Origin of the sequence: Hymenobacter latericoloratus, assembly GCF_014199535.1 — a bacterium.
Taxonomy (GTDB): domain Bacteria; phylum Bacteroidota; class Bacteroidia; order Cytophagales; family Hymenobacteraceae; genus Hymenobacter; species Hymenobacter latericoloratus.
The window spans coordinates 24,531-37,319 of sequence record NZ_JACHNV010000008.1; the positions used below are offsets into that span (position 1 = coordinate 24,531).

The 12,789-nt window shown below is 60.5% G+C and carries 10 protein-coding genes; 5 read left to right on the forward strand and 5 right to left on the reverse strand.

The features are described 5' to 3' along the window. Positions 1-102: 102 nt before the first annotated feature. Positions 103-1,008, forward strand: coding sequence for a TerB family tellurite resistance protein (locus GGU46_RS18845; protein WP_183405118.1), 906 nt, complete (start codon positions 103-105; stop codon positions 1,006-1,008). Positions 1,009-1,128: 120 nt separating this feature from the next. Beyond that, complete coding sequence (locus tag GGU46_RS18850) at positions 1,129-2,670, forward strand: mucoidy inhibitor MuiA family protein (RefSeq protein WP_183405119.1); 1,542 nt, start codon at positions 1,129-1,131, stop codon at positions 2,668-2,670. 95 nt (positions 2,671-2,765) lie between these two features. Here GGU46_RS18850 and GGU46_RS18855 read toward each other — a convergent pair whose 3' ends face one another. After that, positions 2,766-3,911, reverse strand: a complete 1,146-nt coding sequence (locus GGU46_RS18855) for a mechanosensitive ion channel family protein (RefSeq protein WP_183405120.1) — start codon at positions 3,909-3,911, stop codon at positions 2,766-2,768. 157 nt (positions 3,912-4,068) lie between these two features. Next, complete coding sequence (locus GGU46_RS18860; protein WP_183405121.1) at positions 4,069-5,298, reverse strand: Glu/Leu/Phe/Val dehydrogenase dimerization domain-containing protein; 1,230 nt, start codon at positions 5,296-5,298, stop codon at positions 4,069-4,071. Between the two features lie 334 nt (positions 5,299-5,632). Here GGU46_RS18860 and GGU46_RS18865 point away from each other — a divergent pair, with 334 nt between their 5' ends. After that, entirely contained in the window at positions 5,633-5,941 is a 309-nt protein-coding gene (locus tag GGU46_RS18865; protein WP_044003755.1) for an ArsR/SmtB family transcription factor, read from the forward strand. Positions 5,942-6,031: 90 nt separating this feature from the next. Here GGU46_RS18865 and hemA read toward each other — a convergent pair whose 3' ends face one another. Beyond that, entirely contained in the window at positions 6,032-7,303 is a 1,272-nt protein-coding gene (gene hemA / locus GGU46_RS18870; protein ID WP_183405122.1) for a glutamyl-tRNA reductase, read from the reverse strand. A gap of 251 nt (positions 7,304-7,554) precedes the next feature. Between hemA and GGU46_RS18875 the strand changes: the two genes are divergently transcribed. Next, entirely contained in the window at positions 7,555-8,766 is a 1,212-nt protein-coding gene (locus GGU46_RS18875; protein WP_246399030.1) for an ATP-binding protein, read from the forward strand. Positions 8,767-8,878: 112 nt separating this feature from the next. Here the strand turns inward: GGU46_RS18875 and GGU46_RS18880 are convergent, their stop codons facing one another. Together GGU46_RS18880 and GGU46_RS18885 are read right to left on the reverse strand one after the other, a co-directional pair. Then, positions 8,879-9,988: a lipocalin-like domain-containing protein gene (locus GGU46_RS18880; protein ID WP_183405123.1), complete on the reverse strand. Its 1,110-nt coding sequence runs from the start codon at positions 9,986-9,988 to the stop codon at positions 8,879-8,881. Positions 9,989-10,037: 49 nt separating this feature from the next. Further along, positions 10,038-10,733, reverse strand: coding sequence for a carboxypeptidase-like regulatory domain-containing protein (locus tag GGU46_RS18885; protein WP_183405124.1), 696 nt, complete (start codon positions 10,731-10,733; stop codon positions 10,038-10,040). 193 nt (positions 10,734-10,926) lie between these two features. On the opposite strand from GGU46_RS18885, the gene GGU46_RS18890 reads away from it, so the two are divergent. Next, positions 10,927-12,705 carry an amino acid permease gene (locus GGU46_RS18890; protein ID WP_246399031.1) on the forward strand — a complete coding sequence of 593 codons (1,779 nt, stop codon included), beginning with the start codon at positions 10,927-10,929 and terminating at the stop codon, positions 12,703-12,705. The last annotated feature ends 84 nt before the right edge of the window (positions 12,706-12,789 follow it).

A 12,789-nucleotide genomic window follows, 5' to 3' on the forward strand; every position in this document is an offset into this window, starting at 1 on the left:
CCGAGGTGCCGGCTACCCGTCAGCGGCCGAAAAAAGAGGCTAACCAATCTGAAGAGCTTGCGTTAAGGTAGCTGGTTTATTTCCACCCTCTTTCCTTTTGTCATGAACGATACGCAACTCCTGCAGAATTACTCCGACCAGGAAAAAGCCGCTTACCTGAGCGTTATAGCCAGCCTGGCCTCCGCGGACCGCGAAGCCTCTGCTGCCGAAATAGAATTCCTGCAGCAACTCTCGCACCAGGCCGGCCTGAGCGGCGGCGCTACCCAGCAGGTGCTTTCCGCGGCCAAGGACGCCAGCAATGAAAGCATCAAGGCCAACCTCGATGCTCTGCGCAGCAGCGACCTGCGTTTTTCCTTGGTTACGGACCTGATCAGCTTTGCCCGCGCCGATGGCGCCTACTCCAACACGGAGGAAGAAATGGTCAACAAAATTGCCGCCTACCTCGGCATCAATCAGCAGCAGACCCAGGCCCTGGAGCAGGTTGTGGACCAGGCGGCCCACGTGCCCCACGACGCCAGTGACCCTGCCAAGCAAAGCTTTCTGGGCGGCATTGGGGACAAGCTCTCCAGCGTGGGCATTCCCAAAGGCGCCCTCATGGCGGGCTTGCTGGGCGTGGTAGCGCCCATGGTAATTTCCAAGGTGATGAACCGCGGAGGCGGAATGCCCGGCGGGGGCGGCGGTATGATGGGCGGCATGGGCAGCGGCTCCTTGGGCGGTTTGCTCGGTGGTGCGGCCCAAAGCGGCATGGGCGGATTGCTCGGCGGGTTGCTGGGCGGGGGCCTCTTGGGCGGTATGATGGGCGGCGGGGGCCAGCAAAGCTCCTACGGCAACTACCCGCAGCAAGGCTCCCACGTAGGCAGCGGCGGCCTCGGCTCCCTGATGTCGATTCTGGGCGGCCTGGGTGGCCAGCCCAACATGCAGCCTCGCAGCGCCGGTGGCGGCGGCCTCGGTGGCCTGATGGGCGGGGGCATGGGCAGCCTACTCGGCGGACTGCTCGGCGGGCGCTAAACGCACGCATCTTGCTGAACAATACGTGCCGTAAGCCGGCTGCCCATTTCTGGGCGGCCGGCTTATTGTTTGGGACGAAGTCAGCATCTTGCGCCCGTATTGCCAAGGTCTATTTCCTGAATGAAAATACACTTACTATTCCTATGCTGGGGTATTACCCAGTGGGCCGCCGCCCAAACTCCCGTTACAACCACCCTCCCCCTGCGCACCGTTACGGTAGCCTTTGACCAGGCCGAACTCCAGCACCAGGGCTCCGTAACGCTGCCCGCGGGCCGGCATACGGTGTGGGTAGAAAATGTAGCCAGCAGCATTGGGTACGCCAGCCTGCAGGCCGAAGTATCCGACAACGCCGAACTGATTTCGGTAGCCGAGCAGCAGGTGCGACCAGCTTCCAGCGTTGCTGATAGTGCCAGCCTGCTGGAAACCCAGCTGCGCCGCCTGGAGGCCGAGCTGAAGGGACTGGAAGAAGAAAAAGCGTTTCTGCAAGCCAACCGCAGCCTGCCCAGCGGCACCCAAACCGGCTGGAGCACGGAGCTGCAGAAGGGCGCGGCCTTTCTGCGGACCCGCCTACCCAATATTCAAACGGAAACCGAGGAGCTGACGGCCCGCCGGCTGCGCCTCACAAGGTTGGGGGAAAAGCTTCGCACTGGTGGCTCGGGGCCGCGGCGCAACCGCGTGGAAATAGTGCTGGAGCTACCCCAGCCGGCTACCGTGCAGCTGACGCTGCGTTACGTAGATAGGCAATCCAGCTGGGATTCGGCGCCCGAAATCCGGGTGCCCGAAGCGGCCCGTGAGCTGCAGGTACGCATTCAGGGCTCGGTGCACAACAACTCCGGCCTCGACTGGAACCGCGTGGCGCTGCAACTGAAAAACGAAGAAGTAGATAACGACATCACCCGGCCCAGCCTCGACCCCTGGACCATGAACTACCGCCGCAGCCGGGGCAGCGAGGGGCGCATTGATAAGTTTGTAGTGAAGGGTACAGCCACGGGCCAGAACGCTGCTCCCGCCGAGCCCACCAGTTTCTACGCCGTGCCCCAACCGGTAAGCATTGGGGCCGGCGAAGACTACGAGCTGCAGCTGCCGGCCCAGACGCTGGTAGCGCGTACCGAGTACCTGGCCGTACCCAAGCTCTCGGAGAAAGTGTTTCTGCAGGCCAAGGTGCTGGGGTGGGAAAAGCTGTACCTGCCCGCCACCGAAGAGGAGATTGAGGCCGACGTGTACTACCGCGGCTCCTTTGTGGGAACTACGGAGGTAGCGCCCCGCGCCTTCAACGACTCCCTGGAAATCAGCCTGGGCTACGACGACCAGATTGTGGTAGGCCGCACCAAAACCGAAGATTTCAGCGGGAAGTCGGGGCTGGGCGGTCAGCACAAAATCCGGCTGACCTACGAGATAAACGTGCGCAACCGCCACGCCCAGCCGGTGCGCGTGCGCGTGCTCGACCAGATTCCGGTGTCGCAGGAAGGCGACCTGCGCGTGAAGCTCGAAGAATCCACCGGGGCCCTGCTCGATGAGGCCAGCGGCAAGCTGACGTGGCTCCTGAGCCTGGCGCCCGGTGCCAGCCGCCGCCTGCGCTTTACCTTCACGGTAGAATACCCCAAGGACAAAAACGTGGACTTTCAACGGCCCCGGGTGGTTCGTTCCCCCAAGTTCCGCTGAGCAGGCAGGGGTAGGAAACAACGCCGCCCGGCTACTCTACCGTAGAGCGGCCGGGCGGCGTTGCGGCTATTACGTGGGGGTAGGGGTTGCCGCGGCTACACCACCGGCGTAGTCACGGGGTTCAGGCCATCGAGGTGGCCGGCGGGAGCCAGCTGCACTACGGTGGTGCCGGTGCTGGCAAACGAGCCACCTACGGCTTCCACTACTTCTACCAAGCGGTAATTCAGCTGCTCCTTTACCTGCAGATACTCATCGTAGTTGGTGGTTTCCACGAAGTACTGCACGGTTACTTCCTTGGCCGCTGGCGTCAGGGCCGCAAACTGCACCTGCACTTCCTTGGTCACCAGCGGGTTTTCCTCCAACGCCCGCTTTCCTTCTTCCACAATGCGGTGGAGCTGCTGGCTGGTAGTGGCGTGGCTCAGGGCCAGGGTGAAGTTCACGCGCCGGGCCGTGCGCAACGATAAGTTATCCAGAGGCTTATCAATCATGGCTTTGTTGGGCACCGTTACGTAGCTCTTCTCGGCCGTGCGCAGGCGGGTGCTCCGGAAGCCTACTTTCTCTACGGTGCCCGTCACGTTGCCTACCTCCACCAAATCACCCACGGCAAAAGGCCGGTCGAGGAAGATGGTGAACGAGGCAATCAGGTTTTCGAGGCTTTCCTTGGCGGCAAAGGCGACGGCCAGACCCCCGATGCCCAGGCCCCCGATCAGGGCCGTTACGTTCACCCCGAATACCTTGCTGAGCATCACCAGAAACGTCAGCGTAAGCACCAATACCTTAAGTAAGTCCTTGGCGAAGGGAATCAGCTGGTTGTTGAGGCGGGAAGGGGTAGCCTCGGCCCGCCGCTGGAATACCATCACCAGAAAGTCAATGATGCGCAGCCCAATCCAGCCGATGCCCCAGATAACGGCCAGCTGAAACAGCCGGAACAGAGCTACCTGCGGCCACGGCTCATTGCGCCGGATATCAGAACTGCGCACGGGGTAGTCGAGCACCTGAAAGGCAAAGTAGGCCGTAATCAGGAAGATAACCACCGATACGGGCTGAATCAGCAGGGCCTGAAATTGCTGCTCGCTTACCCCTTCGGTGCGCTTCCGGATAAAGCGGAATACCAGCTTGGAGAGCAGGCGGGACAGCAGGGTCTTGAACGCCAGCCCGAACAGCAGAATGCCCAGGCAGGTGAGGTAGGCGCCCACGTTGTTGCCCAGGAAACGGTACTGAAGGATTTCTTGGAGGGTCAAGGCTGTGATAGTTAGATAGTTGATAAGTGCTGGGATTTGGTGCTGGTAGGGGCGGGGCTTGTCCCCGTCCGGTCGGGCGTGCCGGGTTGCCGGGCATCGTTCAACGAGGGGCGGGGACAAGCCCCGCCCCTACCTCGGTCCTGCCTTCAACGCCCCTTTATACCAACTGCCGCAGCGCCATTTCAAACGACTTCTGGGCAATGCCAGTAGTGGCGTCGCTCTGGTGGCGGGTGCGCTCCAGGGCCGCCCTGATGACGCGGGACGTATCCTGGAAGATGGCCTGGTCGGTGATTTCGGCGTTGGATTCCATGAGGTAGGCGAACACGCGGGCCATGCCGCAGTTAGCAATGAAATCGGGGATGACGCTGGTGTGGGCATCGGCAAACTCGCCGGTGGGGCCGAAGAAGATTTCGGGGTCCTGGAAGGGCACGTTGGCCCCGCAGGAAATAACCTCGAGGCCGCCGGCCACCAGTTGCTCTACCTGCCCCCGCGACACCAACCGGGAAGCCGCCGCCGGAATAAAAATTTCGGCCCCGCTGCTCCAGATGCGCTGGTTTACTTCCTCAAACGAGAGCAGGTTATCGGCGGCCAGGGCGTTGCCGTCGCGCTCCAGAAACAGCGTCCGGATTTCCTCCAGCGAAAAGCCGCCCTCTTTGAGCAGCCCCCCGACCCGGTCAATGATGCCGGTGACGCGGGCGCCCTGGCTGGCCAGATAGTAAGCCGCCGCCGCGCCCACGTTGCCCCAGCCCTGAATAATGGCGCGCTTGCCGGCCACCGAGCGGCCGCCCCACAGCTCGTAATAGTGGCGCACGGCTTCGGCTACGCCGTAGCCCGTAATCAGGTCGGCTACGGTGTATTTGCGGCTCAGGTCGGGCGAGAAGCTGGCGTCTTCCAGCACTTTCACCACGCCCTGGCGCAGCTGGCCCAGCTTCTGAATTTTCTGCGGCTCGGTGGCCCGGTAGTGCCCGTTCACGATGCCCTCCTGGGGATGCCAGAGGCCGTAGTCTTCGGTAATCGGAATTACGTCGTGAATTTCGTCCACGTTCAGGTCGCCGCCGGTGCCGTAGTAGTTTTTCAGCAGCGGAATAACGGCCCGGTACCAGCGCTCCAGCACGCCGCGCTTGCGCGGGTCCTGGGGGTCGAAGTTGATGCCGGACTTGGCCCCGCCAATGGCCGGTCCCGACACGGTAAATTTCACTTCCATGGTCTTGGCCAGGCTTTCTACCTCGCGCTTATCCAGGCCTTTGCGCATGCGGGTACCGCCGCCGGCCGCCCCGCCGCGCAGGGAGTTGATGACAACCCAGCCCTCGGCTTCGGTTTCGGAGTCTTTCCATTCAAAAACGATTTCGGGACGCTTGTTTTCAAAAGTGGCCAGCAGGTCTTTCATCAGAAGATAAGCAGATAAGGAGTGGGTGGATGTTCGGGCGCAAAGGTACGCAGGCCGGCCGCTAGCCGCGCCCGGCGTGTGGGGCTGTGGCCCCGGAATAGGGCAAAAGGAATTCGAAACTGGCTAAGGGGCTTAATGTGTTGATACACAGATTGCATTATGCCGGGTGTGGCAGCGGCGGCACGAAATCCGGCAGCAACCGGGCACGTACAATATTCCCGGATTTGTAAATTTTTTCGGGCCACGTCGCGTTAAAAGGAACTATGCAGACTTGGAATATCGTATTACGCATATTCCTGCATGCTTTCTTCCGGTACCACCGTTGCAACGACATATGAAACCATTGCTTTCAAGAGTAGAGTCCAAAAAAGTAGATAAGGCCGCTGCCATGCTCAAGGTGCTGGCTCACCCCAAGCGCCTAGCCATTGTTGATTTGCTGGGGAAAGAGGAGAAGATGACCGTTACGGAAATCTACCGCTCCCTGGATCTGCCCCAGGCCATTGCCTCCCAACACCTCATCACCCTCAAAGACCGGGGTATTCTGTCCTCGTTCAAAGTAGGCACCAAAATTTACTACTCCCTCTCCATCCCCAAGCTGCTGGACGTCATCGATTCCCTGGAGGATTGCTGCGACACCATGTAAGCGCCGAGATGCCAACGGTATTGTAAAGCAGAAAGCCCCGCTGGATTTACCAGCGGGGCTTTCTGTTGTATTGGGGGTAGGGAACCCGGGCTAGGCTACATCGGGCTGGCGCTCCAGGTCAAACAGGTCGGTCAGCACGTCGATGAGCTGGTCGGCCTCGCCGCGCTTGCAGGCGGCTTTCAGCTGCAGTACGGGCTGCTTCAGAATCTTCTGCATCAGCGAGCGGGTGATGTCGTCCATGCGCTTGGCTTCCTCGGGGCTCATCTTCTTCTGGAAGCGGTCCATCTCCTCGAGGCGGATTTGCTCCAGGGCGTTCTTGAGCTTCTGGATAGTCGGCGACACCATCATCTCCTTGGTCCAGTCCTGCAGGCCAGCCATGCTTTCCTCGATGATGGCCCGCACCTGCGGCACGGCGGCCAGGCGGCGCTCCAGCGCGGCCGAAGCCTTGCTATGAATAGCGTCAATGTTGTACACCAGCACGCCGGGCACCTGCTCTACATCGGTGGCAATGCTGCGGGGCACCGAGAGGTCGATGAAGAACTTGTAGCTCAGCACATCGAGGTGCTCCACCATGTCGCGGGTGAAGAAGGGCTCGTCGCGGGAGATGCTGCTGATGATGACGTCGGCATCCTTGAGGCCGGGCACCAGCTCCTCGAAGTTGATAACCTTTAGGCCGCATTCTTCGGCCAGAACATCGGCCTTGGAGCGGGTGCGGTTGCAGATAGTTACGTCCTGAAACAGCTTGCTGTCGCCGAAGTGGCGGCACACATCGGCCCCAATCTCTCCCAAGCCTACCACCAGCACGCGCGGATTGGCTACGTCGGCCGTCAGCTCTTCTACCAGCTCCAGCGCGGCGTAGGAGGTAGAAGCGGCCCCGTCTCGGAAGGAGGTTTCCTGCTGCACGCGCTTGTTGGTGAAGAAGATGGTGTGCAGCAACCGGTGCAGGAAGGGGCCGGCCGCGTCGGCATCCGCCGACCACTGGTAGGCCTGCTTTACCTGGTTGCTGATCTGCATGTCGCCAACTACCTGGGCATCAAGGCCCATGGCTACCTCGAAGAGGTGACGCACGGCGTCGGCGTGCTGATCCAGCACATCAAAGTAGGGGAAGTACTCCGCTACCTCGGACAAGTCTTTGAGCTGACCCAAGGCCTCAATGATGGCCGGGCTCTGGTCGCGCTCAGCGGAATAGTACACTTCCGTGCGGTTGCAGGTACTCAGCACGAGCAGGTCAGATAGGCCCAGCTCGTGGTGCAAGGTGTGCAGGAATCGGCGGCAGGCAGCTTCGTCCAGCGCAATCAGCTCCCGAATTTCGAGGGGAGCTTTCTTGAATGACAGACTAACGGCCTTGAATGGATGGAGCATAGCTTGTGCTAGTGCGAAAATCAGAAGGCAAAAATACAGTACAAATTGCTAGGGTAAAAACAGTTGCTACGGCCCGCAGGTTCGAGCGGATACAGATTCGCGCCGAAAGACCCGTTTAGACAGCTTAAAGCGGGCTTCTTCTCGTTTAACCTGACAAAAATCATTTCCTTACCGGGTTGTGACTCCGGTGGTTGTGCTACCCCCGTAGGCAGGCTCGTATCTTCGCCGGGGTGCGGGCCGTATGCCGCACCTTGCCCACCGCTTGTTTTTCGATTGTGCTGCCCATCCCGATTTACGATCAGAAGTCCCGTATCAAGCTCCTTATTGTGGGCGTGGCCCTGCTGATTGGGGCCGCTACGGTTATTTACACCAACCTGCTGGTGCAGCGGCTCTCGGAGCGGGAGCAGAAGCAGATTGACCTCTACGCCAAAACCCAGCGCTACCTCATCAATACGGAGGAAGAATCGAACGTGTCGTTTCTCTACGACGAGATTATTGAGGCCAACACGACCATTCCGGTTATCTGGGCCGACGACAGCGGCTACCCCCTCGACGCCCAGAACCTGCCCGTGCCCAAGGGCCTGAGCGAGGAGGCCCGGGTAACCTTTCTGCAACAGGAAATGCTGAAGATGAAGGAACAGCACACGCCCATCGTTATTGAAATTGGGGGTGGGGTGCGCAACTTCATCTATTATAAAGAGTCGTCGTTGCTGACGCAGCTGCGCTACTACCCCCTGGTGCAGCTGGCCATTATCGGGTGCCTGGGCGTTATTGCCTACTTTGCCTTTAGCTACTCGCGGCGGGCCGAGCAGAACCGGGTGTGGGTAGGCCTGGCCAAGGAAACGGCTCACCAGCTGGGCACCCCGCTCAGCAGCCTGGTAGGCTGGCAGGCTTACCTGCGGGAATCGGAGCGGTTCCGGGGCGAGCCGATTGTGGAAGAGCTGGGGAAGGACATCCGGCGGCTGGAAATTATTACGGAGCGCTTCAGCAACATCGGCTCGGTGCCGGTGCTCAACGACGAGAACATCTACCGCGTCACGACCAATGCCATCAGCTACCTGCAAAGCCGGGTGTCGCGGAAAGTCAGCTTCGAGGTAAAAACCGACCTGCCCCTGGACACGCCGGCCCAGCTGAACATTCCGCTCTTCGATTGGGTGATTGAGAACATCTGCAAGAATGCCGTGGATGCCATGGACGGCCGCGGTAGCATCACCATTCACCTGCGCCGCCCCGTGCGCAACAAAGGCCAGATTGCCATCGACATTACTGACACCGGCAAAGGCATCCCGAAAACCAAGTTGGAAAGCGTGTTCCTACCCGGCTATACCACCAAGAAGCGGGGCTGGGGCCTGGGTCTGGCCCTGGCCAAGCGCATCATCGAGAACTACCACCGCGGCCGCCTCTTCGTGAAGTGGAGCGAGGTAGGGCGCGGCACTACCTTCCGGATTTTGCTGAACGGATGACCTCACCCCCGGCCCCTTTCTCCCAAGGGAAAAGGGGGCATCCTTACTTATAATTACTTCTTGGGCTCCACTTCATCTGACTCACCTCTTAGTGAGGAGTGGGGCAGAGAACCTACTCTTTGGCCGTTACCTCTTCCACCCCTGCCTTGATCTTTTTTACCTCCGAGCGGTTAGTGATTTCCACGTAGCTGTTGCCCTTCACAGGTTTGCCGTGGTGGGTGCCTTCTACCCGGCACATGCCTTCCCAGTAGTGCATCTTGATGCCGGCAAAGAGCTTCAGGGTCAGCTCCTGATCCGGCATAACGGGCGTGATGGTCAGGTCGTAGCCCTGGCTGGGAATGCGCAGGCGCCACTTATTGGGGTAGCGCAGCTTGGAGTGGGGGCTGGTCCAGTAGGCCAGGGTTTCCAGCTGAAAGTCCTTCTGGTCGAGGTGGGTGTTCTGGGCCTGGGCGCCGTAGTGGGAGCCGCCCCCGATGCCCTCGCCGGTTACTTTGTTGTAGAGCTGGTAGGCCATGATTTCCTCACGGGGCTCGTCGAGCTGAATGCTGAACCAGTCCCAGCCCAGGTCCTTGGCCATTACGCTGTTGCAGTTCCACTGGCGGTCGTACCACAACTCACCTTCTACCTGGCGCTCCTGGCCATTGATTTCGATGGTGCCGGTCGTGGTCATGCGGGGGTAGCTGTAGTAGCCGGCCTGGGCTGTAGCGCCGTACTGCTCGTAGCCGGTGCCGCCGTGGAGCAGCACGGGTTTGGCGGGGGTAGTCTTCAGGTCGATGGCGTGACCGGTGTGCGCGGCCATGCGGGCCTGCAGGTGGTAGCGGCCTTCCTGGCCGGTCAGGGTCCAGCGCTGGGCCCGCTTCCGCATGCTCAGGCTCAGGGGCAGGGTGGGGGCCAGCAGCTGGGGTAGGCGCTCTACTTTATAATCGTAGCGGAACTGCTTTTGCTGCGGGTCGGTGAGGGCAAAGTTGACCATTTGCCAGTCTTTCTTGCCCGTTACGTTGAAGTGGAAAAACACATACTCCACCCCGAACTGCTCACCGGTGGCTTTGTCGCGCAGGTGGCCGGTGAAGTACCACCACTCCAGGGAGTTCTGTTTGTGCGGGGCTTCCTCCTGGGGCAGCTGGGCCCGCTCCTGAAAAACGTCGTGCTTATTGGTGGGTTTCAGGACGCAGCCAGAGGTAGAGAGCAGAAGGGCAAAGGCAAATAGCAGCAAATTCTTCATACCCCGGAATAAGGCTTTTCGGGGCCGAAAGGTTTGCTGATCCAGTAGTTTAGAATTGTCGAAAAGGACGGGTTATGCGCCACCATAAGCTGCGCGGGGTGTACCAGCTTTCAAAATTCCCTTTGACATCTGCGTCCAAAGAAATAGTGAGAGGCACTTCAGGATGGACTACAATTTCCTTGGTGACAAAGCCAACACTGCTGACAAGTAATACCACGGGCCGGCCCGCGGGCACTCGTAACTCAAAGGAACCATCAGTATGGGAAGCGGCTCCAACCTGGGTGCCTTTCAGTAAGATAGTTACCCCTGGCAAGCCTGTACCTGTTTCATCAGCGACGAGGCCCCGGACGATAACTAACGGCAGAGTAGATTGTGCCGGCTGGGAGGGGGTAGCCACCATGCCCAGCGTAACCTGCTGCCGGACAGGTACGGGTTGTGGCGTTTGGGCATGGGCGGCCGGAGCCAACCCGAAGGCAGCTACCGCAGCAGCCAGCCACAAGCGCCAGGAGGTAACGGGCACCGAGGTAGCAACCAGTGGCCGGTTCAGTTGCTCCGCCCGAAACCGCCCGCAGCTTTTGCCTACCGAGTGGCCTAGATAGGCTAGAACCTCGGCATCCGTCATGCGGGTGAAATCCACGACCACTTTATCACAGGCGGCGCAGTGGCGACCCTGGGCGGCAGGCGTCATGGCGTGCCAGTTCTCGTGGCAGGGGGTAGGAACGGACAGGATAGGGCGAGAAGGCATAGCGGTAGGAGGAGGGTTTGCTATGCTGATGCCGCTTGGCGCCGTATTCCACACGGCCCGGCTGAAATTTTTGGTGTCAGAAGCGCAGGCGGCCCGGTTGGGTACCAGGCCCGGAAAGGGCGGGCTGTGCCTTAGCGTGCAGCCCCCGGCATTATTCTGTATCTTTTGCCCCTCTTAACCTCTCACTACCGCATTGTCAACGCCTCTTCCTCCCTCGCGCCTGAGCGGCCTGTTTCGCCGCAAAAGCCTGACCGATATTCTTCATAACCCACCCGCCGATGCCGAGGGCCACGGACCCGCCGATGCGGGCGGACTGGCCCGCCACCTCACCGTCCGCGACCTAACGGCTCTGGGCATTGCCGCCGTAATTGGGGCCGGCATCTTCAGCACCATCGGCAACGCCTCCCACGACGGCGGCCCGGCCGTGTCGCTGCTGTTCGTGTTTACGGCCATTGCCTGCGCCTTCTCGGCCCTGTGCTACGCCCAGTTTGCGGCTACCATTCCGGTTTCGGGCTCGGCGTACACCTACGCCTACGCCTCCTTCGGGGAGCTGGCCGCCTGGATTATCGGCTGGGCCCTGATTATGGAATACGCGGTGGGCAACATCGTGGTGGCCATCAGTTGGTCGGATTATTTTACCGGGCTGCTGCAGGGGGTAGGAGTGAACGTACCTATCTGGCTGACGATGGGTATGCAGAGTGCTCATAAGTATTACAATGAGGTGCTGGCGCTGATGCAGGCCGGCAAGCCGCTGACAGAGGCCTCGGCGGCCCAGTTGGAGGGCTACCGCGCCTGGAGCGCCGCCCCGGAGCTGCCGGGTGGTCTGCGCCTCGTGCTGGATTTGCCCGCCGGCCTCATCACCCTGGCCATTACGGCGCTGGTGTACGTGGGCATCAAGGAATCCAAGAACGCCTCCAACCTGCTGGTGGCCCTGAAGCTGGTGGTAGTGGCCGTAGTGATTCTGGTGGGCGCCTTCTACGTGCAGCCCGAAAACTGGAGCCCCTTCGCCCCGAACGGCATTGGCGGGGTGCTCAAAGGCGTGTCGGCGGTGTTCTTTGCCTACATCGGCTTTGATGCTATTTCCACGACGGCCGAGGAGTGCAAAAACCCCCAGCGCGACCTGCCCCGGGCCATGATTTACGCCCTCATCATCTGTACTATTCTGTATGTGATTATCACGCTGGTACTCACCGGCATGGTGAACTACAAAGAGCTGGCCGTGGGCGACCCCCTGGCCTACGTGTTCAATAAAGTGGGCGTGAAGTGGCTGGGCGGCGTGGTGGCCGTGTCGGCGGTGCTGGCCATGGCCTCGGTGCTGCTGGTGTTCCAGATCGGTCAGCCCCGCATCTGGATGACCATGAGCCGGGACGGACTGCTACCCCCGGTTTTCTCCAACGTCCACCCCAAGTTTCACACGCCCTCGTTCAGCACCATCGTCACGGGGTTTTGCGTGGGCGTGCCAGCCATGCTGTTGAACATGGACCTGGTAATCGACCTGACGAGCATCGGGACGCTGTTCGCGTTTGCGCTGGTGTGCGGCGGCATCCTCATCATTGACCCCCACGGCCAGTCTGATGCCCGCTTCAAGGTGCCTTACATCAACGGGCAGTTTCTGGTGCCGCTGGTGCTGCTGGCAGGCGCGGTGCTGCTGTTTATGTACAATCAGGCGGGTATTCAGGAATTTCAGCGGGCCCTGAGCAGCGGCTACCAGGAAGCGCGCCACTACATCCCGATGCTGGTGTTCTTTGGGTTCTGCCTGGGGCTGGCGTGGCTCTCGTTCCGCAAGCGCCTCTCGCTGCTGCCGGTGCTGGGTTTGCTCACCAACCTCTACCTCATGACCCAGCTGGGCGTCAATAACTGGCTCCTGTTCTTCGGCTGGCTGATTATCGGGCTGGCCTTGTACTTCAACTACGGTTTCAAGCACAGCAAGCTGGGGCTGAAAATTCTGCCGAACGGTCAGCGCCGGGCGTAGCCGGCCGGTCGTTTATTGTTTGTTTTCGCCAAACGCCCCGGTTGCTGAGCCAGTAGCCGGGGCGTTTGGCGTGAAGGCGGGGGT

Coding starts and splice junctions, on each gene's coding strand:
- GGU46_RS18880 (WP_183405123.1), bottom strand. CDS start 9,988: ATGAAGAATTTGCTGCTATTTGCCTTTGCCCTTCTGCTCTCTACCTCT.
- hemA (WP_183405122.1), bottom strand. CDS start 7,303: ATGCTCCATCCATTCAAGGCCGTTAGTCTGTCATTCAAGAAAGCTCCC.
- GGU46_RS18845 (WP_183405118.1), top strand. CDS start 103: ATGAACGATACGCAACTCCTGCAGAATTACTCCGACCAGGAAAAAGCC.
- GGU46_RS18865 (WP_044003755.1), top strand. CDS start 5,633: ATGAAACCATTGCTTTCAAGAGTAGAGTCCAAAAAAGTAGATAAGGCC.
- GGU46_RS18860 (WP_183405121.1), bottom strand. CDS start 5,298: ATGAAAGACCTGCTGGCCACTTTTGAAAACAAGCGTCCCGAAATCGTT.
- GGU46_RS18850 (WP_183405119.1), top strand. CDS start 1,129: ATGAAAATACACTTACTATTCCTATGCTGGGGTATTACCCAGTGGGCC.
- GGU46_RS18885 (WP_183405124.1), bottom strand. CDS start 10,733: ATGCCTTCTCGCCCTATCCTGTCCGTTCCTACCCCCTGCCACGAGAAC.